The sequence below is a fragment of the Halegenticoccus tardaugens genome, from assembly GCF_004116405.1.
Lineage (GTDB): Archaea > Halobacteriota > Halobacteria > Halobacteriales > Haloferacaceae > Halegenticoccus > Halegenticoccus tardaugens.
Genome location: NZ_SDIC01000010.1, coordinates 25,818 through 48,508, shown reverse-complemented (window position 1 = coordinate 48,508; position 22,691 = coordinate 25,818). Strand labels below are relative to the sequence as shown.

Here is a 22,691-nt window from a genome sequence, read left to right as displayed (position 1 = left end):
ATTTGTTGATCTCGAATTGAGGAGAGCCGAACGATACTAAGCACACCACCGTGTCCGCAGTAACTCGGATCGAACGCCTCCGGACACACTCACACCACTATGTCCGCTGTTCCACGCTCACGAAGGAGGGCCATCGCGTAGAATGGACGAGACGAGATGTCATTGAAGGGATGTTAGAATACAAATGCAGTCGATCAGACGGACACATGAGATGACTGGATAGGAGATATCGTCGTTTTTAGCGCTTTTTAACGCTGTGTGAGTACTATACCGTTTCTGTAAAACTCGTGTACGATACAGTCGTCGAGGGGACACACTCACACCACTATGTCCGCTGTTCTGACTTCACAGAGGAGGTGCCGATCGTCACAAAATGCGGCCACTTCGTTCCTCCGCATTTGCTAAAGCTGCAATACGGACTAGCTCACACGCTATACAAATATATTTTTTCCTGCCTTCAGAACCTCCGTTCACCTCCCCCCACCCTCTCGTTCTACTTACTCCGGACATAGTGGAGGGGGTGTGTCCCACCCTTTATTTATATACAAGAAGAACAGCGGACGCTGCGGACACTCCGGACGCGGTGGTTTTATCACGTTCACTGTCGAGTTACGACCATGGCGTTGTTCGAGCGAGACCATCACATCTACCGGGACCGCGACGCGCTCCGGGAGGACTACCAACCGGACGAGCTCGTCGGACGCGACGAGGAGTTGCAGACGTTTCAGGCCGCCCTTCAGCCGGTGATAAACGGCGAACAGCCGAACAACGTCTTCATCTACGGCAAGACTGGCGTCGGAAAGACGGCGGCGACCCGGTACCTGCTGAGCCACCTGAGAGAGGACGCGTCCCGATACGACGATCTGAACCTCAGCGTCGTGTTTCTCAACTGCGACGGGCTCACGAGTTCGTACCAGATCTCGACGCAGCTCGTGAACGCACTCCGGCCCGAGACGGAGCAGATCAGCACGACGGGGTATCCGCTCGCGTCGGTCTACGAGATGCTCTGGGACGACCTCGACGCGCGGAGCGGCACGATTCTCATCGTTCTCGACGAGATCGATCACGTCCAAGACGACAGCATCCTCTATCAGCTCCCGCGGGCCCGCGCCAACGGGAACCTCGACCGCGCGAAGGTCGGGCTGATCGGTATCTCGAACGACTTTTCGTTCCGCGACGATCTCTCTCCCAAGGTCAAAAGTTCGCTCTGTGAGCAGGAAATCCACTTTCCGGCGTACAACGCGACGAACCTCCGGGCGATCCTCGAACAGCGCGCTCAGGTCGCGTTCCACGAGGACGTGCTCTCGTCCGAGGTTATTCCGTTATGTGCGGCGTACGGCGCGAGGGACGCGGGCGACGCCCGACAGTCGATCGACCTGCTGATGAAGGCGGGGGATCTCGCGCGAGATCGAGGGACCGAGTTCGTCACGGAAGAGCACGTGAAACACGGCCGCCGCGCGCTCGAACGGGGTCGGATCAAAGAGGGGATCATGGGACTGACCGAGCACGGCCACCTCGTCCTGTACGCGCTCTTGACGCTCGATCTCGAGGACGAGACGCCGATCCGCTCGCGGGACGTCCGCCCGCGATACACGCGCTTCGCGGAGATGGCGAACCGCGATCCGCTCGTCCCGCGACGGATGCGTGATCACCTGAGCGAACTCGCGATGCTCGGCATCATCTCCGTCACGGAGCGAAACGAGGGCCGCCGCGGCGGCACGTACCGAGAGTACGCGCTCGACATGGACGTCAACCTGATCCTTTCTGCGATGGACGATACAGTCGAACTGGTCGGTGTCCACGAGTCTCTCTCCGAATACATCGACGTCGACGAGTTCGTCGCCGATTCCGACGACTCCGACATGGAGTTTTCGCCTGGATCGCTTTCGACGGATTTGTGACGAATTGATTTTGATGGCGCTGTCTAGTTACCAATGCTGCCAATTAGTAGAATTGTGACCTCCTCCCCGCCGTAAACGGCGGGATTCTCTCGCCTAAGAAAGATAGAAGAACGTATCTATTTATCTACTTTCTAACTCGATCTAGAGGGATCTTAATAACCGCTTCAGCAGTTAGCCATGAGATCAAAACACCACCTGCAGCGAGCAAGAATAAGAACTGGATTTTATCAATCCATGAAGGGAGGACCCATTGTGCCAGGTAGTATGCTGAATCAAACGCATCAAATAGAGGACTAAGCGCATGTGACTGTGAGTGATCTTCTGGGATAGGGGAGCCAAACTCACTTTTGAATTCAGTCATAGGCGGGCCCTGCGGTTCATCCCCATATTTTAACAGCTCTGCATCATATGGATTCTCTCGAATTGCAAGCTCCCACACAACTTCTCTATCTGGTGTGACCTCGACAACACGATCGCCGTTACTGTCAACAATCAATGTATTGCCATTAGGCAACCGATCCGCATCACGTGGCCAATTCAACTGCCCATAATATGACCACGTGAGTTCCCACTCTTGGCCTTTCTTTTGATATTCAACAATTCTATCGTTCTCGCTATCCGCAACGAGTACCGTGGGCGGGTCTTGCGATAATAACACCGGATTATGTTGCTCATATAATATGTCATAATTGTCTTCTTCACCGAGTACCCACTCTACTTGATTTGTAGATCGATTGATCAGCATCACCCGATCAAAATTCCGGGGACTCACAAGAAATGCAGAACCGTTATTAACTGAGTCAATATCGTTTAGATGCGTATAATCCCCGTTTATCCCGTCACCTGCTTTCTCGGAAAAGTGATCTGCGAAACGGAATTGCCAGACAGTTTCATCCGTATTCCTGTCAAGTATGTAGGCTTTATGGCTTGCTTTGTCCGCGATCGCGTATTTTCCATCACCTAAATAATCAATATCGTGCGTATCTTTTGGAATGACGAATTTATCTTTAACCTCGCCAGTTCGCCAATTCATTACGATAGCAACGCGATCAGACTCGCCGTTACTTAGATCCCTAGTCGCACTAAATAAAATGGTATTTTTATCGATTGGATCGACGTCAAAATACCGTCGGTGCTGCTTGTGTTCCCAAATGACAGTCTTCGTTTCTCTGTCGAGAGCAACTAATCGTCCCGTGTTATCATCAATTGTATTGAACTTCCCCTGAAATGCAATAAACATAATTTCCCCGGTCTCGTTTCCGCTCACTTGATTCGGATCACCAGTATTATCCGATGGCTGATGTAGCATCCCTGCCGCCAGAACTGGTATCAAAAGAACCACTATAATTGATATAATGAAAACTCTGCCCCGAGTACGCGTTAATTTTGGCGTGTCCATCTTACTGAGCGCTCTCTACTACACCAGTATAAATCTGCATGAATTATAAACCCAGACGAATGTCATTTTTCGTCCTCTCTTATTAACTACTTGTAATTTTCGATACGGGATGCCTTCAACGCTGGCCGCTACTTCGGCGTCCTTCCGAGCGGTCTCCATCGCATCGCCAAGCGCCTTTTGGTATACCTCACGTTCGTCTCGGTTTGTAACTCTCCGAAGGCGTCGATTCGGCCTGTCCCGTGCCTACGTGTCCGCACTGCGCAGTGCGTGGGAGGCCTTGAGGACTTCAATTCCTCCTACTATCACGCACACGTACCGCTTTCGTGAGATAGTATATCACGCTATCGCACGTGTAAGACCACCAAAGACGGCGCTGTATCCCCACCCTGCTCGCTCCCTTCGGCGCTCGGTGAGGATGGGGGCTTAGCGCCTGCAATTCAGCTTTAGCGGATAGCGCGGAGCCCCCTTCCTCAACCGCGAGCGAAGCGAGCGGTAGCGAGGGGAGGAGCGCGTTTCGCAACGGGTTAAGCCGGTGTACTGCCGATCCTGAGTTACTGCTCTCCCGGCACACGTCCGGGTGGGTAGGAGCCACCAGTAAACTGGCTCCTGTGGTGCGATCCCAACGCACCCTCTACTCGGGAACGACGACCGCGAACGGGTTCGACTCCCGTCCCCCGATTGGGGATAGAGCGCGAGAACACCGGGAATTAAATCGGCGGGACAATCCTCGTCGGCGGTCGGAGTGGGAGGCATCAACAATGCGCCTACGCCGTCGGCAGGACGGTAAGAGGAAGCCGGGCCGCGTCCATGCATGGGGTCGCGGGGCACAATGTCGGTGCGGGAACGCCCCGCCCTCAAGGAGTGACCGACCGCCGCACGGCGGGAGGGAGCGAGTAGGACGGGGTAGTTTACTTATGGATCCACGAGTCACCGTCATCACATTGGGGGTCAGCGACCTGGAAAAATCACTTGCCTTTTACCATGATGGGTTGGGATGGCAGACAGAAGGTATCGTCGGAATAGAGTTCGAAGGTGGAGCTGTCGCTTTCTTCCCATTGAACAGTGGGTTGCAGCTCGCGCTCTACCCCAAAGAGCAGATTGCAAAAGACGCGAACGTTGACGGAATTGGGATGAGTTCTGTAGAGTTCACCCTCGGCCACAACGTCATGTCTAAAGAAAAAGTCGATGAGGTGATAAAGGCAGCAGAAGACGCAGGGGCAGAAGTCACCGACTCGCCGCGTGACCGTGTCTGGGGCGGTTATTCCGGTCACTTCAAAGATCCAGACGATCACTTGTGACATCCTCCCCGCCGTAAACGGCGGGGCTTCCCCACACGGGAGGAAACCCGGCGTGTTGCCGAGCAGGTTTCAGGACCGTCTCTTCCGGCGTCAAAGGCGCGGGTTTCACGCCACCACTCTTCCGGAAGCGTCCTGTGGCACTGCCACGGGCGCTCCTATCGCCCGCCGAGTCATCGTCACCCGGTTTCTCAGGGTGGCTCTCTCCACGGGCGTCAACCTCATGGTCGATAGCGGGCCGATCACACTTAACCCACCTGTTAGGCGGTTTACCGTGCTGACGACCGACGCGAACCCCGCAACCGATTGCAGAACCGGCCCGTGGGAACCGACGCCCCGAAATATTCAGGACACTGGTTTCAGCGCGTCTCGTACTTTCGCGCAAGTGCCAAAAGCCGACGTAACCCTTGAAATCGTATACGTCGTGGTGTGTACTAACTGTTTGGGTTTCTCCCGAGTGTCGACGGAGGTTGGTCAGTATCGTGTCGCATTCCCGCCCGGCGTGAACGCCGGGATTCCCTGCTCGAATCAAGATGGGCACGACAGACTTCCTTGATGAATTCGCTCTTGTTGGTGTAGATCCCCGTTTCATCGAGGAATCGCTCAATCTCGGTGTCGAGTTCGGTCGGGAACTTGACACTGACACTCGCGTATTTCATGGTAATACCATCGTGCTACGAAAACGTAAACGGCTGGGTCACCGGGCTCGGAACGTAATTCTACTCCAAGAGGGCCAATAATTGCGTGACGTAGGGGCTGTTCTTCCAGCTCCGATGCGGGCTAATCGTTATGATGAGCGTCCGTGCTTCCTCGTGGGTCATGTGGTCGTTGCGGGCGTAATCACAGAGCAGCCGTGGTGTTGGGACGATACGCGGGCCCTGCAGGACTGCATGGATGAGCGCGAAATTCGTCCCGCCGAACTCATCGGTCAGAAAGCCGTCAACGTCGAGGTCGTTCGCGAGAACGATGCCGTCGGTTTCGCCGTCGTCGAGGCCGAACGTCGGTCGCGACTCGGGCGTGTCGGCTCGCTCATAGGGATCGTCGACCGTATAGTGGGTGCGAGCGGCGAGGACGTTGGACGCTGCAGCGCCGTGGATGTCCTGGTACTGGGCCATGTCACGAAGCTCTGCAACGACTTCCGGTGGGACGGAGACGTAACACGAGGTGAGGAGATACTGGAGGGGATCCGGAGCGGTGTCGGTGTCGTACGCTGCGTCGGCTCGTGGGACGGCGAGACTGACCAGCGCGCTCGTGTCGGCGACGACGGTTCGCAGCTGCGGCCTGCTCATCGCTCGTCGCCGTCCGCGGTATCCACTGTCGTCGCGTTGTCGCCGTAGATGTCGACATCAGCGGACGCAGCGAGATCGAACGGTTCACCCTCGAGATCTGCCTTGAGGAGCCGGAGCCGCTGAGCAATCTCGGCACCGACAAGCTGCTTGACCGTCTCGAATTCGAGTTGGTCATCGTAGTACTTCGTCGCCACCAGTTCCTGGAACGTCTCGCTGTCGGCGGTCTCTTCGATGTACTCGCGGATCGCCTCGACGAGGACATCCGTTCGGTCTTTGTCGAAGAGGTCCGCGATCGCGTCGAGACGCTCGACGAGATACTCCGGGGACTGGAAGTGAACCCGTCGGGGCTTGTCACTCGCGCCCATTCTATGTGCAAGTTCTGCACATAGTCGGATAACGATTTCGGCGCATGCACAGAGCTTGCACATCGATGCAGGAGCAACGTGTGAACGGGCTGGTCGACGGCTACTGCGACGTAGCGTCACGAACGGGATGCTCACTTCGCCCGCGCTTGAGGAAGGAGAATTAGCGCCCTACACCGCTTTAATTCCCGGTGTTCTCATCTCGCGCTCAATCCCAACAGTGGGAACGGAGCGGCCAGTGGCGTCACGTTCGCGGTCATAGTCCCCGAGTTCAGGGCCGGTCTACAGCGGCCCCTACACCGGCTCCGTTTTGGTTCCGATGCAGTAGTACCATGCACGCTCCGAGGGACGAAAACTGCACCGCCGGCTTCCTCCCCTCCCTACTCGCTCGCGTTGCTCGCTCGTTGAGGAAGGGGCATCCGCGCTGTGCCGCCGGTGAACGAGCGATCCCGCCACAAGGGTATACGACCTCACAGTAGTTCAAGCAGGAAGCCCACGGCTTTTGCCGTGGGAGGAATGCGACGCTGGCGGCGGGTTCGCAACGCTTTTCGTCCGTGGCAACCCCTTGCAAGGTGGCCGAACGGCGTTGCGTCCATCGGGAAGTTCGTTCGACAAAGGCACTCGTCGCGGGCGGTGCAACTCCGGCGAGAAAACCGCTTCGTGGGGGCGAACGACCGCCCTCTCCGCGGACGGACGCGAGGTCCAGTGTGGACAAACTGTACCGGACGGCAAAAGAGCCTCAACCGGTTCGTCACCCTCCCAGTGGAGACAGGAGACACGGCGTCCGTCCGGGTTGGGTGCCGGTCAGCGCACCCGCCGAGAAATCGGAGCAAGCGGTCGGGACGACGAAGGCGAACGTAGCTCCATACTCGTACCATCGCGCCTCGGCGCGACGGTCAGAGCCGGAGTCCACGACCAATCAACGCGGTGTGCGGAACCCCTCCACGGTGGACGGGAACTTTGCAACCCACCCACGACGCTCATTGAAGCGCGGGCCGAAACCCCATCGAGCGGCACGGTTCCGTTGCGGTGCGGGGGGAAGCCCACGACTGAAGTCGTGGGTAGCTGACTCGGCGTTTCGCCCACCGGGACGAGAGCTGTGTTCGCCTGCGCACTCCTCCGGTGCTCCGTCGAAGAATGAATACTGCACTCACTATCTTCGATGATGCTACCCGAATGTCACCTGGCCGTGCGATTTATACCGGCTGCGCCACGGAGTCAGATCGACTGTCACGACAACAGTTAACAATCACAATGACTGTATTGGGTCTTCCAATCGAGACGTTCGCGATGGTGATCGCCACGGTTCTCGCGGGGAGCCTGGGGATGGGTCACTACCTGATCGTTCACAAACTCATGGACAAGCCGTTCCCCGGCGGGGACCGAACCAAACCAGAAGAGCAAGCGGCAGGCAAATAGATGGTTTCAGTAGAGTCAGTAAACCCGTTCTACCTCGGGGCTTTTGTCATCTACTTGTTGATCGTGCTCGCGATTGGCGCGTGGGGGTACACGCGTACGAAGACAAAGGACGACTTCTGGGTGTATGGGAAGAACCTCGGAAAGTGGCTCGCGACCTGGTCGCTGGTGGCAAATTTCTTTAGTGCGGTCGCAGCGATTGGCGTGATCGGTGAGTTCGCACAAACGGGCTGGGCCATCATGGTTGGCGTCAACTTTGGCCTCGCGCTCGGCATCAGCGCGCTCTACTTCGTCTCGCACAAGATACGCGAACTAGACAAGGTCACGCTCCCCGACATTGTCGCAAGCGTGACAGGGCGAGAGTACGCCCGTCCGATTACGGGTGTAATCCTCTTCGGTAACGCCTGGGTGTACCTGATCATCCAACTCGTCGGCGCGAGCGTCCTCGTCACCGCAATTACAGGCGTCCCATATCGCTATATGGTCTGGGTGATCGGAATCGTGTTCATCACCTACACAGTGATGGGCGGGTTGATCAGCGTCGCGTGGACGGACCTGCTACAGGGGACCGTGATGATCGCGCTCATGACGCTGGCCGCTATCTATCTCGTGGTCGACCTGGGGGGCCTCACCGCGATGAACGCTCAGTTCGCTGCGATCGATCCGTCGTACGTGACGCCGCTCGGCGACGGAACGTACACGCTGCTCACGGTCGTCAGTTCGATTGTCGCGTTCTTCGGGACGATTTTTACAAGCCAGAACGTCATCATCCGGATCAACGCGACTAAAGACATCGAGACGACGAAATTTCACTTGGCGATGGGCGGGGTAATCATCGGCAGCTTCTTCGTCGTCACGTCGATCCTCGGCGCGGCGACGGGCGTGGCGCTGAACAACGCCGGCCTGACCGTCGCCGATCCCGATCGGGCGTTCCCGGTACTCATCATGCAGTACTTGCCGACCTCAATCGGAACGGTCGTCATCCTCGGAATCATGAGCGCGATTCTCTCGACCACCGACACCCGACTTCATGCGATCGGTGTCACCGTTTCGCGCGACATCTACGACTATTTCAAACCGGGGATGTCGGATGAACACCAACTCAAAGTTTCGCGAACGGCGACCGTCGTTTTCGGTCTTCTTGCGACGGCTGTCGGCGCCAGTCCCCCCGGGTCGATCTTCGAGCTCTACAATTTCCGGGCCGTGTTGCTGACGACGGGGCTCCTGATACCCATCTACGTCGCGCTGTACTGGCGCGGCCTAGACGGTCGAGCAATTATCGCCTCGATGGTGTTCGGAGCGGTCTGCGGCGTTGGAACGGAACTCCTGGGTGGGGAGCTCTTTGGCGTCCCTGCAACCTTGCTCGGAGTCGGCGTCGCGATCGCGGTGCTCGGTTCGTCGGTAGCTACGTCGCACTTGAGCGCTGTTCCCACAGACTAGCGTTAGGCGCCGATCTCTGGTAGTCGTCCGATCAGGCGCCCTCTGTTTTTGGAAACGTCACGATCTAGGTCGACTGTCTCGCCACGGGCCGCCGACAGCTCACGCCGGTACCGCAAGATATGGCGCAGCCCCTCGTTCGCCAGCGGGGACGCCTCGAGGTCGATCGACGACCCCCCGCGCGGAGTGCCCGGCGTTACTTCGACGTCCGCGAGAAGCCGTTCAATTTCCCGCTTCGAGCGCCGGGTCATGAATCAACCCCCGCTGCTCTTCGAGCCAATCTAGCCGCTCGGTCAAATCCTCGAGGTCTCGGTTGGGGTTCTCACAAACACGAGAGATCCACCACTGCATGCAAAAATCTTCTCCGCAGTACCGGTACTTCACGATGGTCTCCGCCTTCTCGGGAGTCCGATCCGTCCGATAAAGTCGACGCAGTCTTGCGATTAGTAAGAATCGTGGTCTGAGAGTACCGGCACAATCGGCCAAAGTTTTCTTTTTCTCGTGAAACTCGCGAGAGAGCACCCAGGGCGAAAACGCGCTCAACGGACGCAACGCTAGCTCTCGGACGCGAAAGCATGAATCGACGAAAACACGAGGGAGACTCCGTAGCGGTCGCCGCTACGAACGAACTCTTGTTCGTTCTTGCGAGACATTCGCCGCTACGGTACTGTACACCGTAATGGCATATAGGCGTTTCGAAAGCAACTGTTTCCGCGAGAGGAGAGTAACCACAGAGTGATGGGAAGGGTTAGCAATCAGAAGGTAAGTTGTTAATACTTCTCCACCCAGGTGGCTATTCGTGTTTCTCGTGAAAACTGCCGTCTTGAGACTTTTCGGACGGGTTCAACGGAGAGGATGGGGGCGCTACAGCGGAGCGAGTGAATTACACCGACCGGAACTCTTGGAGGTGAGTTCTGAAAAAGAAAACTTCGGGCGATTGTACCGGTACTATGTCATGAATCAGAGAAGAATAGTTCATGGGACAGTAGCACATCTGTGGTATCTCCATACTCCCTGTGATAGTCTCCCACGACTACAGTCGTGGGCTTTCTCCTCGAACCTCTGTAAAACGAGATCATCCATGGTCGACATCGGGGGCGCCAACCGAAAGTGCCTCCGTGAACTCGTCCGCAGCGACGATCACGGCGTTGCGATTGGGGCTTAACTCGAACTGGCTCAGCGTGGGCGCGAGCGCAACCGCGAGACGTACGAGAAGCTTGCCTGCGAATGAACGACACCAGAGGACACCGATCACCGAAAAGAGTGTTGTGAGCGCGTCCACCGTATCATCGAAGATGAACGGGGACTCTTCGACGCGCTGCATGACTAAGCAACCTGTGTGGCCGTCACTCGTGACTAACCCACAGAATAACCTCTGAGGATAGTGTGGGTTAGTCCACGATCGAAGAGCCAGACAAGCCGGCCGTCACTTGTCGGTGACTCTGATGCTTAGTCGATATCCGAGATGATCTTGCGGACTCGATCGGAGACATGGTGGTCGAGGATCTCCTGGTAGTAGCGACCTTCGATGAGGGCATCGACGAATCCGAGGTACTCAGTGGCGAACCGCTTGAGGTAGACCGTGATGCTGGGGTGTTCGTCGATGTCGTAGTCGAAGCCACCGGCGTCGTCGCCGTCCAGGGCGAGCACGGTCTCGGTGTGTTCGGTGCGGATCGTTTCAAGCACCGCTAGGTCGGACAGCGCTTCGGCGACGTCGTTCTTCCAGGTGCGGAGGGCTTCGGAGTCACCGGGCTTCGAATTGTGCGCTTTGAACCACTTTTCGCGGGCCATCGTGTTCACGAACCCGCCGAGCTCATCGGTCGTGTCGGTGACGTACGTGGCGATCGCGTCGCGGTACGCTTCTTCGGTCATATAGTAAGCGTCCTTGTCGGGGTTCGGGTGGGGGTAGAGCAGCTCGGCGTTGAGCATCGTCTCCCGATAGGTCTCGCGAAAGTACGCGCGTGCTTCGTCTTCATTGATGCGGTCGGTCTTGTAGCCGACGTAGTGATCGATCAGTTCGTCGATCTCCTGGCCGGAGATGACTGTGCCGAATTGATGCCGGCAGATTCCAGCGAGCACACGGCTGATGGGCTTGCGTCGCGAGCGGAGGTTCTCGCGATCGATCCGTCCGGGATGTATCTTGGCCTTGTCGTCGAAGCGCTCGTCACTCGTCACCTTGCGGATCGTCTCCCAGTCGAGTACACGGCCCTGCTTGGTGAGATCGGCCCGCGTCGGGATGGGCGAGTAACTCGGTGCGTTCACGGTTGCTCCCCCGTCGGAGGCGATCATCGCGAGCTTTTCCCGGAGAGAGACCTCGGTCTCTGCCGGATCTGTCTCTGCGTCTGCACCGGTAGGCTCGGCACTGTCGTTTTCGTCAGGGTTGAGGCGGAGTTCAGGGTCGATTTCGTCGATCGCGAGCTTACCTGCTTCAAGCTGGTCGAGTGTGGCGTCGGCGACGCGGTTTTCCGAGATTGCCCGGGGGTCGAGATCGTTGTAGGCGCGCTGGTAGGCGTCTTCGATGAGCATTCCGACGCTGGCCGACTGCGAGCACTCAAGGCGCTTGCTGATCGCCTCGAGCTGCGCCTTCTGTTCGGGCGTGACGTAGGCCTCGACACGCTCGCTTCGAGCAGCGGTGCTCATGTGTTCGCCCCCCTGCTCTTAGCGTGGTTGGTCGTCGTCCGTCCTCTCTCCGTAGGTTGCATTCGTGGCTCTCTGTTTGGGATGAGCCGACGCCCGAGGACGTCACGACCACTCGTAATAAACCCATGGCTCTTCGTGTCACAATTATGAGCGACGGATTTATCACGTATCGCGGAGAAGACGGAGGTGGATAGGCCGCCGGTCCTTCTCCGGCCCTTTTGATTCTCCCTTAGCTTAGCGTTTGACTGTTCTAGCCCGATGTAGCCATCCGCAATAAAGTTCAGGGTGATTGTATTGGCCGAATCATTTGCTGGAGTCACGCTCACTGCGTACTCGTCGGTCGAAATACCTCCTGGTAGAACTGAGCAGATAGCCTTACGGGCTTCGAGGTCTTTTGCTAACATGGTCTTCCGGGGTTCCGTAGAGAAGACCAGCCCGGGTGCTCCAACACCCGGGCGTTACTACGCCCCTGAGGAACTGGTCTGTCTCAACCTTGTAATCACGCTCCAAGGGTATATACCTTGTCCCCTGTAATTCGGATATAACGGTACTTGATGAACTCCATCATATCTATGTACAATGGCGGTGCAATCACCTGACATGCCTGGCATGGACCGAGACGAAGAGAGCGGGCGGTACTTGGAGAAGTATCCGATTGAAGAATTCGTAGAGGCGCTCGAATCACTCGGTGGGATGGCTGGCACGCAAGAAGTGGCTGATGAAGTCGGAAGCTCGTACCAGACTGCGTATTATAAGCTTGGCGACCTCGAGGACGAAGGGCGCGTCCATCCCCGGCGTGTAGGAAGTGCTAACCTCTGGGTCTTAGTCGACGACGAATAGGACGCGACGATGGTGAATTACGCCGAAGATGATTTGGCAGAGAACGCTGAAGACTACATTAGGAGATTTGAACGATAGCACGGAATCAACGACGTGAGCGACCTGTGAGCGAGGCGGAATTCGAGCGTATGCCCGACGAAATCCATGCGCACTTCGACGAAGTGCGGGCGCTCCTCGCCGCCGAACTCGACGACGATTCCGAATAGTCCCGTTTTCCCTCATCGCTTTCGTGCCCCCGTCAACTACATGTCGCTATCTTAAAAACACAGACAGGTCCACCCACTGAGCCCGGGATCTCAAAGCCCCGACTTCGCACATTTGACGGCTTCTTTCTTTGAGGATGGAGATAGCGCGGTATCATCCCTTACCAAACGGCAACTTGTCTGCCGAGACATGGACGAGAAACGGATGAAGCCCTCCGCGGGAGGCGTGGACTAGTGGATTGTGACTCCATCGTCGGTTACGTCCGAGGGGCGAGCGGGTGATCCGAGAATGAGTCGCCCGCCCCCAGTAGTAGGCGTTCGGAAGCGGACGTTCGTGATGTGTGTCGGGCCGGCCAGTTCTGAGCACATAATGCCAACGCAATCGACTCCCAGAGCGACATCGACGTTGTGGATCCACGCCTCTTCGACCTGCCGCGAGAAAATGGCGTATGTCGGGATAGGTGAGGAAATCTCGACGCGCGTCCGCCGGAGTGTGGGGGTACCGTCATCGAGTCGGATGCCAACCTGTCCGTCGAAGTGCTCGGAAATCTCGCGGTTGATAATCACAGTGCAACGGTCGATAAGCGACCCCTTGCCGTTGATGCGGATATTGGCGATTTTTGAGTTGGCGGCGATACTGTGCGTTACGATCGTTTGTCCGGGGCCGCCTTTGACATACAACCCGTTGTCGGGCCACCCGCCACAATAGACGCGATCGACGTGGAGCGTCCCCGCCTTGTCAGGGTGGGCGGTGAGTCCAGAGGTCGCCCACGACTCGCCATCTCGTTCAGACCGCGTGTTGATGGTGTCGGTGTAGTGCTGCCCGCCAGCTCGCATATCGATGTTCTGGAGGAGACACGTCGAGTCGGGCGTCTGCGGGTTGAGTCTGAGCGCACCCTCACATCCGAGCGAGTGCCGCCCCCGGAAGACGATATTTCGAATCTCAGAATCTCCTGCGGTGTTGTGGTCGAGCAGTTGCATCCCGCGGTTCGGGCCATCCCAGTCGACGATGAAGCCGCCGAAGACGAACGCCCCGTTGTGGAGGTCGTAGTCGACACCGACACGGAAGAGGCGGGCGTGGCCGTCGAACTCGCCTTCTGTCACGGAGAAACGGTCGATAGCGTCCACGCGGCCGTGTCGAAGCACCGCATTCTGGCCGATAAAGCCCATGTCCGACTGACCGGTATAGCGGTGTTGCCGATTCATCTTATAGACGCCTTGAGGGAAGACGACGAGCGTCCCACTTTCGGCGATCGAGTCAAGGACATCGTCGATCGGTTCAGAGCCAGTTGGGTCGGCACCGACCTGCGTGATATCGACAACGCGGTCAAACGCCTGTGCATACTGGCCAGGATTGAGAGCGGAAGGGACGACTTGGTCGGGTGATGCCCCACGCTGGCCGCCCGTCGTGCTATTTCCGTCCGTATCCCTATTCCCGTTGTCTTTCTGGACACCAGACGCACTGCCGGGCGTATGAGCGACACATCCCGAGAGAGCGGTCGCTCCAAGCGCCCCAAGCGAACTAAGGAACGCCCGGCGACGCATTACAGGTCACTCCAGAGGTCGGAATTTGCCTCATCCGAGGCCTCCTCGTGGGTGCCTTCGACCACACTCCCCTTGCCAGTGGACCCACTCGCACCCACACCGGTGCGGTGGCGGTCGGGGAGGGGGAAGGTCTGTCCCGTCTCAGGGTCGAACCACTGCAAGGGTTCACCACGTTCGGTCGGAAGGATAGCGATATCCCACTGGTCGGGCGTCGGGAGCGTCTCGAATTCCCACTCGGGAACGAACGGCGTCGAGACGGCAGTGTAGTCGTCTGGGACGTCATCGAAGGCTGCCGGGAAGTCCTCGACACCTGCATCCTCGAATGCTTTGTGAGTCGTAAAGCGGGCGTAGACCGTCCCCTCAGCGTTGCGGAGGACGACGCTGCCATCCCCGGGGTCGACCCACTGGTGTGTTTCCCCAGGGAGAGCGATCTGCTGGCCACTCCGAGAGAGTGCGCCATTGCGGTGAAATCTCCGGGAGACATCCGAGGGAGGGTTTTCGTAGGTAAGGACGGGCTCGGAGAGCTTTCTGGCGAGCTTGTCCGCCACGGCAGTGTAGTCGTCTTCACCCGGGGAGACGACAAACAGAACGTGCCTCGGTGGTGACGCCTCGATGGCTTTGTGGAGGTTCGCGCCGATCTGTGCCGGGCGGTCGACCGTCCCCTTTTCGAATTCGATGGCGAGCTCGCCGTCCGCGGAGAGATCAAAGACCGCTGGGTAGTCGTCCTTGAGACGGTCACGATTACGTTGGGCCTCGGTGAAGGTCGCCCCGCCAACGGACAGGGGAAGCGTTCCAAGGAGATCGGGGAGTTCACCCCCGTCTTGGACCGGGATATCAACGACATACCCCATCTCGTCGCACGTCCGGGCGATGCACTCCATAGGGGCTTGATGTCCGATGCCGCCGGTCGACCCCGCCTTTCCACTGTCGAAGAGACGTTCACGGCCCTCGGGTGTGAGTGCGGCCGTCGAGCCGTCGGGAGAGAGCGTGACTAATTCGCGTGCATTCGCCCGCTGGACAAGCGTGTCAGCGTGGTTGTACGGGAGGTTCGTATTGGACTTGACAAGCGTCACGAGAGCGCCCGTGTCGATAGTATCCCCCTCGTCCTCGCGGACGGTCAGGGCGAACGCCGCCGCCAACACGTCATCGAGCGTGCCATCAATATCGCCCACACCGTCGCTTCCCTCACCGTCGGTGGGTGCCTGTACTTCGTCGTAAAAGTGCGACTCGGCCTTGAGTTGTTCTGCGGACTCGGGGACGTCGCCATACCGCTCGACCGACTCGCGTTTCATCCGTGCAACGTCGCGGTCGGTGACGGTCTCGTCGCCGAGGACCTCCTGGCGGACTTCTCGGGAGGGTGGGAAGGCGTCGACTTTGTATGAATACGTTTTGTCCTCGTCTGCCCCCCGCTGGTAGTACGTCCGCAACCAGAACTTGTAGCGACCGATTCCAGCGAGTTCGTCCGCGTCGAGGGTATGATGCGACGCGACATACCGGGCGTCTTCCTTTCCGGTCCCGAAGGAAACGGCCGTGTCAATCTGGTTCTGCATGGCCTTCTTGAGGCGGTCATACAGCTGGTTCGACGGGGCTTGGCACGCGAGGATCATCCGGAAGTCGTGCCCGCCCGCGATCGAGAGCATTTCGTGGATGTTCGTCAACGGACTCACGCACTTGTCGAACTCATCCCAAATGAGGTAGAACCGTGGAGCGTCCGGGAGCGTCCGCTTGGCAGTATAGAACCGGCGGACAATTGGCGTGAGCATGAACTTCGTCTCTGTTTCTCCAAGCGAGGGGTCGATGCGGAGGACGCACACCTTCCCCTCGCGGACGAAGTCCTGAATCGAGGCGGTTGGATTGCGGGCACACAGGAAGTTCCGCATCCCTGCGTGTTGGGTGAGCATATCCATCCGCCCAGCGAGGGGTTCGAGATCTGCATCTTCCTTCTCGGCGAGGCGCTCGGCGGCCTCGCGGACGAAGTGAATCCGCTCTTGATCCATCCACTCTTTGAACCGTCCGACGCCCTCTGCGGACGAACACGCCGCTGCAAGGTCCAGGGGCGTACACGTCTTGCCTGACTCTTCCATCCCGCGGATGATGGTGCGGGTCAGCCGGTTCATCAACGCCCCCCAGTAGTTGTCTGAGCCACCGCCAGCCTGGGCGAAGGAAGCCGACCAGTCGTCAGCGAGGGCTTCGACTGCCGTCGAAAACTCGACCGTCCCTGGGTCGGCATCAGTCGGGAGTTCGAGAAGATTGAAACGAACGCGCTTTTCGAACTCATCACCCGTGTCAATAAAGACGAAGTCCTCTTCTGGGCGATCCTCTGGCCACGCCTCGACGAACCGTTCGTCGTCGCTCTCTTTCCCGTTGACGATGACGAGCGCCCCGTGACCGCGTTCCATGATCTGTTCGCCGATCTGGGTGAGTGTGTTCGTCTTGCCCTTTCGCGTCCCGCCGGTCACCTGCATGTGGGCGTTGAGATAGCGTTCATGGACACCGACTTCCGTCCCGTTCCGACTCCCGAAGCCTAACCAAAAGACATCGTCGCCGGGCTCTTCGAGCATGGTCACTTGCCGCTCTTTCCGCGTGGCTTCTGACTCAATCCCGGCCGCGTCGAAGTCGTATCGGGGTGTTCCCGGGGGGACGCCCTCGCCGGGCTTGGACATCGACCACTGCATTTTGTTGGTATTCACGTCCTTCGCCTTCGGGACGTTCACGAGTCCAGCGAGTTCCAACTGTGTCTTGACCATCCCAACGTCCTCCCACTCGCGCCGGGCGGCCGTGTCGACGAGCGTGCGGAGATCGTCACCCGTCTGAGGGTGCGGCTCGAAGGTCTGTTCGGTGTTCGATTCGTAGAAGTTACGGTACATCCCGGCGACTTTCGCGGCTCGACGGACCGCGACATCCGCATCCGAGGAGACTGCAAAGACGCGGATCGCCAACTCCCACCCGTGTTCGCCCTGCTGTTCTTCGAGCATCGTCGCGACTTGCTTGTCCACCTTCGAGGGCGGGTGTTCGATCGTCTCAGAGGTGAAAACACGTCGCTCTTTCGTGTACGTGGGTTGGCGGAGGTTATGCACTAAATCGCGGATGCTCGGCGTTCCGTGGATGTTCGGATCGTCAGCGTCGGCCGGACCGCCCCCGTTCCGCACGCCCTCGCGCCAGTCACGCATGGCTGGGCGAAACATAATCTGGGTAATCACATCGGCTTCAATCGGTGACTCGTCGTTGGCGGCCACCATCTCCGTCATGATCGATCCGGTGGGGTCAGAGCGCCACCCCTTGAGTTCGATATTCTTGATGGGCAAGAGTGTGTACCGCCGGAGTCCAAGCGACGCCCCCGCCACGTAATCGCCTTCGTCGACGTCAAGGAAAGACGGGTCCGTCCGGTCGAGTTGTGAATCGGGATATTGCTGGATGAGTTGGCGTTCTAACGTTCCGTCAGTCCCGTCACTCCCGGCGAGGTACCGAAGCGAGAGGAGTCGCTCGTCGTTCCGACCTTCACACGCGTATCGAATCTCGAAAGAATGGGCGGGAGAGACGTTCGTCGTTTTGCGGGTAAGCCACGGGCTTTTGGTGTCGACCGTGTGGAGTGCGTCGAGCACTTCCACCATCGCGGGGATGCCGCCATTGTCCTTGTCCGGACGGACGGTAATCGCCTCTCGATCGACCGTCGAGGCGAACGACGAGGCGAGGTCTGAATCGATTCGGAGCGCCTCGTATCCGGCTTGCTCGTGGGTCTCTTGAGACTTAAACCGCTCAAACATGCTGGCTCTCCCGGCGGTCGTACCACTGCTTGCGGAGATACTCGTCGAAATCCCCGTCGTCTTGGTGGCTGTAGTTCCAGAGCACGTCCTGGAAGGGGGCGGCCTCGACGTGGCACTCCCACCAGCCTTCGCGGTCCTGGAAGTTGATGAGACACTCTGAATAGCCCCGCTGTGCCTTCCCGGGGACAGCCTTCTGCATGACGTACTTCGTCTGAATGTCGTTCATCCCCAGGTCCTTGAACAACTCCGACGTCGTCATGGGCGTCCGGAATACCTGCCGTGTAGTACACTGTTCGAGGATCGTACTGCGTTGGTTCTCTTCACCCTCGCCGGTATCCCTCGCACGTTCGATGAATTCCCGGGGCGATTGCGTCACGAACCACAGACACGCGTCATAGCGTGCCCACGCCCGCGCGGCGTTCTGCAACCACTCGACCATTTCCCGTGAGTGCATCAAGAGATGCGCCTCGTCAATAAGGAAGATCGTCTCGCCCGGCGCACGTTTGATCTTCTGTCCGATCTGCCCAAGCATGAGGTGCAACTGCACGGACTTCTCGGCCTCCGAGGCGTGATTGAAGTTCTTCAGGTCAAGGTAGATCATCCGCTCGTCGGGATCGAGAATACTGGCCGACGTTTCCCCCAGCATGTGCTCGAATTCGTTGCCCTCGCGGAATCCAGAGAGTTTCTCAAGGAGTTTCGCCGCCAGTTCACGCTTGCGCTCTATTTCTAGCTCGTCGGACGTGAACGTGTAGCGGTCGGCCTCGGCGTTATTGAGAATATCCCGAAGGGCGTCAATGAAGTCGCGTGGGTCAGGGCTTTTCCGCGCGTGCGTCTCTGGTTCGTCCGTGATACCCGCCCGCTTGTACGTCTCTCTGACCGCGTCCCCGATGACCGAGTAGTAGTTGCCCGGGTCCGACCCTTGGGACCGGAGGATCGAGGCGAAGAACTCCGAGACCTCCTTGCACTTCCGTTCGAAGTTTCCGATCGCCTTGCCTGACTCAATCTCTGACCGAGGTGCTTTGCGAATTTCGAAGGGGTTGATGACGTCCTCGCCAGAGCCTACTTCGATGTGTCGTCCGTCGAGTGCCTTTGTGAACGACGTAAACCCGCCCTCAGTGTCGCAGACGATAAGCGTCCGGTCATCACGTGCAGCGTACCACTCCGACAGTCCCGTCTGTGAGCAGTAGGTTTTTCCTGATCGAGACTGGCCGATGGTGAGCGCGTGTGGGGCTGCCCCTCGCTTGAACGGATCCGCGATAATGGGCGTCCCGTTCTGCTTGTTCCGCCCGAATCGAACACCGCATTTCTCCTGAATTGTGCCCGTACACCACGGGAACATCGCCCCAATCGCCCCGCCAAGCATCCGCGTCGTTTTCGCCTTCTCGCCATCTTCCTCGACGGCATCCCGCCCTGTTGGCGAGCCACTCTCGAACGCCCGCATCGGGAAGGCGTCCGTCCCCCGCGGCGAGAGGTTCGCCGGGCGATTCTTGAGGATACGGAGGACCTTGCTACACGCATCTTCGAGTGCCTTCACTTTCGCCATGTGGAGGTTTTCGAAGTCATACGAGGAGGATTCGGCGACTTCATACGCCTCGTCAGGACCGGCGCGGACGGTGACGTACATACTGACTTGCCACGGTTGGGCGGACGTGTTGTGCAGTTCGTCGTACATCACATAGGCGGCCTGTTTGTCTGACTGGATTCGCTGGCCAGACATGTCGCCCTCTTCGAGTCGCTTGCGCTCTTCGGAGTCAACGTCGGCCATGTGGCGCTCCAACTCGTCCATTGCGTGGTTTTTGTCCTCTGCGTGACAGTGAATGCGAACGTCAAGGTTCACGCCCCGCAGCGTGAACAACTCACCGAGGAACATCGCTTGCGGCTGTGCGGGCCACCCCATAATGTGGTACGTCCGGGTGAGATGGTCGCCAACGCGAATCCGCCCCTCGTCGACTTGGTAGATTGACGGCGTGAGTAGGCGTTCCGTCGCCGTCTCGTGTTCACGGACACGTGCCGTGTCGTTCGCCATCGCGTTCACCGTTGCCTCACTCGGCGTGCCCTTTTCAGAAGTCCAATAGCGGGCGAGGAGGCCGATGTGTTCGAGGAGATCCACCCGCTCAACCTCAACTCCTTCGACAGACCCGAAGGCGTCTTCGGCCGCACGGACGCGCTTCTTGAGGCGTTCCTGCTGTCGGCTCGACTGCTGACTCCGATTCCGTCCGGGGGCTGAGCCAGTGACGCGGGCGCGTAGGCGCTCCATCCGTCCGAGGTGTTCCATCTGGCCCGGGTCCCATCCCGTTCCTTCGCCCGACCGCGATTCGACGACGATGTAGTAATCCCACGGCGTGGCCTGCCACTGCGGTTCGTCCACATCGACGAACCACTCAGCAACGTTCAACAACAACGTCTGGAGGTATTTCGACGCCCGTGACGTCGACCCCAGCGGGTCGCTTGCCCCCCGGCCGAGGGCACGGTCCTCAAGGTGTTCGACGAGGGTTTCGGGGTCGCTTTCATCGGTCGTGGCATACATGGAGAAATCGAAGTCGCGGATATCCTCGTCGATCGCCATGCCCAGCTGTGAGGTGAGCGACTGTGCCCGGTCGGCTTTGAGCATCGCCGAGTTCATGCCTCGCACACCAAGCATGGCGACAGTTCGCCCGTCGGCCATGCAGACCGTTCCGTCACGGAAAGGCTGTTCGACGCCGTGCAGTTGTCGCCCCAGGGCATCCTCCCATCCGAGGGGCATTTCACGCTCGATCTGCTTCGCCTCAACCCATGATTCAACTCGCTCTTTCGTCCCCATGTAGTGGGGGTTCGACGCGATGGCGTACGTACAGACCGCGAGAGAGAGACCCGCCACCGCGAAGAACGGTACCGACACGACGGGTAGGTCGGCGGCGACAGCGACGATGCCGATGATGGCACAGGCGAGGGGAACGCTTAACGCTTTGAGGTCGCCAAAGTGGATCGGCCCCCAGATCTCAATCGACGTATCGATGTAGGGGAGCGTGATGTGATTCGCAGGTGGCCCGTCCGTCCGATCTGACTGTGATTGTGTATTCATAGTCTATCGTGTCATATCTTCTTTTCTTACCGTGGTCTGAATGATGGGAGTGCCGAGAGGGCAGTGGTTAACGCACGCTCCGATCCGGCGGGGAGACAGTCGGCGAACTGTCCTGAGTGAGACGGTCCGTCCGGCGGTTGAACTGCGAAGACCGGCTCCCAGAGTGGCTCATCGGGCCACTCCCCGGCGGGGTGGCCGCGGCGGTCATGCCGCCACTCGTCCGTCGCGGGGATGTCGAGTGGGGTGTCCGCTGCGGTGGGTCGCGAACTGGACCACTTCCACGTGGCGCAGGCGTCGATCCAGCCGTGGTATCCGCGGTAGCAGCCCGATAGCGGTTGTACGCCCCCCGTCCCACGGAGAAGCCTCCGGCCTTCCGAGCTGCACGCTGGCCCATTACGGCCGCACTCGCAGGCAAGAGTTTCTCGAACCCGCCAATCGGCAGAGCGATCAATGCGACCGTCAGCCCGACGATCGTCACGGCAAGCGCCAGCAGCGTTCCGTTGATATCCCCCACCGAGAACGGCAAGTGATAGAGGAATCGGAGAATCCCTGTCTGGAAGAAGTTGATCGCCAAGAGGATGACATACGTGGCAATCCCGACGTACCCGACGTTACGGACGTTAGACGATTCTTGGACGGCAAACGCCCAACACAGCGGCCAGAACGCGTAGCAGACGAACATCAAAAACCACAACCCGAGGAGGGCGAGCAGCCCAACGAAGACGACGCCCGACTTGGCTATGACAAGCGCGAAGCCGAAGATCAGCCCCAGGCCAAGTTTCGAGACGTCACCGGGCGTCTCCATGAACTCTGTCCCCGAGGGTGCAATAGCAAGACTGAATGCGTTGATAGCGTGGCCTCCCATCGCCAACACGGGAATGCCGAAGAGCGTCCCAATGGCAAACGCCTTCACAATCCGTAACAGCGTGGCCGTCCTTTCGTTCGAATTCGGCTTGTCAACCCCGAACGCCACCGCCGGGATGTACAACACCATCGAAATCGCCGCTGAGATCCAGAACATCACATATGTCCCCGGCCACCAGCCGCTGTCGTCGGTGTACCACGACACCGGATCAAGCGGTTCACCCGGCGCGGGGACCGTGAACATGATGTGATTGAATCCGTCGACATATCCCGCGACCTCGGACGTGGTCTCGTCGATAATCCACTGAATAGCTGATTCCATCCACTCTTCGCCTGACGGGATACCGAACGACCCCACGCCGAAGCCACCGCCACCACTCGCACCGGCGGAGACTCCAGACTCGTTCGCAGAGACGCCCGTACTACCACCCCCGCTACCGCCAACGCCATCGACCCAGTTCGATGGTCCGACAACGCCAGTACCGTCTCCAGTCTCGTTGTTGGTCGAGGAATTGTCGTCAGACGAGTCATCGGGTGCGCCGTTCGCATCGACTTGGGCGGAGACACTCGACACACCGACGCCAACCGCCACGCCGAGAACAATGACTATACAACAGACAAAAACAAGGCCAGCACGTCGCGACTGTGGTCGGCGCATATTATGCCACCACCCAC

At 58.7% G+C, this 22,691-nt stretch carries 15 protein-coding genes and 1 pseudogene; 6 read left to right on the top strand and 10 right to left on the bottom strand.

The genetic code is table 11. From position 1 onward, the window contains the following. Positions 1-617 precede the first annotated feature (617 nt). Positions 618-1,901 (top strand): orc1/cdc6 family replication initiation protein, encoded by a 1,284-nt coding sequence (locus C3L37_RS21615; protein WP_129116625.1) that lies wholly within the window; start codon positions 618-620, stop codon positions 1,899-1,901. 124 nt (positions 1,902-2,025) lie between these two features. Here C3L37_RS21615 and C3L37_RS21610 read toward each other — a convergent pair whose 3' ends face one another. Next, positions 2,026-3,300, bottom strand: coding sequence for an aryl-sulfate sulfotransferase (locus C3L37_RS21610; RefSeq protein WP_129116624.1), 1,275 nt, complete (start codon positions 3,298-3,300; stop codon positions 2,026-2,028). A 914-nt stretch (positions 3,301-4,214) separates the two neighbouring features. On the opposite strand from C3L37_RS21610, the gene C3L37_RS21605 reads away from it, so the two are divergent. Beyond that, positions 4,215-4,598 carry a VOC family protein gene (locus C3L37_RS21605; RefSeq protein WP_129116623.1) on the top strand — a complete coding sequence of 128 codons (384 nt, stop codon included), beginning with the start codon at positions 4,215-4,217 and terminating at the stop codon, positions 4,596-4,598. A 527-nt stretch (positions 4,599-5,125) separates the two neighbouring features. Here C3L37_RS21605 and C3L37_RS25930 read toward each other — a convergent pair. From C3L37_RS25930 to C3L37_RS21590, 3 genes and pseudogenes are all read right to left on the bottom strand, one after another. Further along, positions 5,126-5,254: pseudogene (locus C3L37_RS25930) on the bottom strand (ribbon-helix-helix domain-containing protein); the annotation flags it as partial. Between the two features lie 60 nt (positions 5,255-5,314). Beyond that, complete coding sequence (locus C3L37_RS21595) at positions 5,315-5,884, bottom strand: hypothetical protein (protein ID WP_129116621.1); 570 nt, start codon at positions 5,882-5,884, stop codon at positions 5,315-5,317. Continuing rightward, positions 5,881-6,249: a hypothetical protein gene (locus C3L37_RS21590; RefSeq protein WP_129116620.1), complete on the bottom strand. Its 369-nt coding sequence runs from the start codon at positions 6,247-6,249 to the stop codon at positions 5,881-5,883. The genes C3L37_RS21595 and C3L37_RS21590 overlap by 4 nt, the downstream gene beginning before the upstream one ends. A 1,260-nt stretch (positions 6,250-7,509) precedes the next feature. On the opposite strand from C3L37_RS21590, the gene C3L37_RS24580 reads away from it, so the two are divergent. Both C3L37_RS24580 and C3L37_RS21585 read left to right on the top strand, forming a co-directional pair. Continuing rightward, complete coding sequence (locus C3L37_RS24580) at positions 7,510-7,665, top strand: hypothetical protein (protein ID WP_164974839.1); 156 nt, start codon at positions 7,510-7,512, stop codon at positions 7,663-7,665. Then, positions 7,666-9,102 (top strand): sodium:solute symporter family protein, encoded by a 1,437-nt coding sequence (locus C3L37_RS21585; protein WP_129116619.1) that lies wholly within the window; start codon positions 7,666-7,668, stop codon positions 9,100-9,102. It begins immediately after the preceding gene. A 1,072-nt stretch (positions 9,103-10,174) separates the two neighbouring features. Here C3L37_RS21585 and C3L37_RS21580 read toward each other — a convergent pair. Further along, positions 10,175-10,423, bottom strand: a complete 249-nt coding sequence (locus tag C3L37_RS21580; protein ID WP_129116618.1) for a hypothetical protein — start codon at positions 10,421-10,423, stop codon at positions 10,175-10,177. Between the two features lie 125 nt (positions 10,424-10,548). Beyond that, positions 10,549-11,739 carry a hypothetical protein gene (locus tag C3L37_RS21575; protein ID WP_129116617.1) on the bottom strand — a complete coding sequence of 397 codons (1,191 nt, stop codon included), beginning with the start codon at positions 11,737-11,739 and terminating at the stop codon, positions 10,549-10,551. 600 nt (positions 11,740-12,339) lie between these two features. On the opposite strand from C3L37_RS21575, the gene C3L37_RS21570 reads away from it, so the two are divergent. After that, positions 12,340-12,579: a FaeA/PapI family transcriptional regulator gene (locus C3L37_RS21570; RefSeq protein ID WP_129116616.1), complete on the top strand. Its 240-nt coding sequence runs from the start codon at positions 12,340-12,342 to the stop codon at positions 12,577-12,579. 434 nt (positions 12,580-13,013) lie between these two features. Here C3L37_RS21570 and C3L37_RS21565 read toward each other — a convergent pair whose 3' ends face one another. Further along, on the bottom strand, positions 13,014-13,886 hold the full coding sequence (locus tag C3L37_RS21565; RefSeq protein WP_129116615.1) for a hypothetical protein: 873 nt from the start codon (positions 13,884-13,886) through the stop codon (positions 13,014-13,016). Here C3L37_RS21565 and C3L37_RS21560 point away from each other — a divergent pair. Beyond that, entirely contained in the window at positions 13,860-14,168 is a 309-nt protein-coding gene (locus tag C3L37_RS21560) for a hypothetical protein (RefSeq protein WP_129116614.1), read from the top strand. The two genes, C3L37_RS21565 and C3L37_RS21560, sit on opposite strands and share 27 nt — an antisense overlap. A gap of 158 nt (positions 14,169-14,326) precedes the next feature. On the opposite strand, the gene C3L37_RS21555 is transcribed toward C3L37_RS21560, so the two are convergent. The 3 genes from C3L37_RS21555 to C3L37_RS21545 form a co-directional block, all read right to left on the bottom strand. After that, positions 14,327-17,302 carry a hypothetical protein gene (locus C3L37_RS21555; RefSeq protein ID WP_164974838.1) on the bottom strand — a complete coding sequence of 992 codons (2,976 nt, stop codon included), beginning with the start codon at positions 17,300-17,302 and terminating at the stop codon, positions 14,327-14,329. A gap of 781 nt (positions 17,303-18,083) precedes the next feature. Next, entirely contained in the window at positions 18,084-21,152 is a 3,069-nt protein-coding gene (locus C3L37_RS21550) for a VirB4 family type IV secretion system protein (protein ID WP_129116612.1), read from the bottom strand. A gap of 67 nt (positions 21,153-21,219) precedes the next feature. Beyond that, entirely contained in the window at positions 21,220-22,608 is a 1,389-nt protein-coding gene (locus C3L37_RS21545) for a hypothetical protein (RefSeq protein ID WP_129116611.1), read from the bottom strand. Positions 22,609-22,691 lie beyond the last annotated feature (83 nt).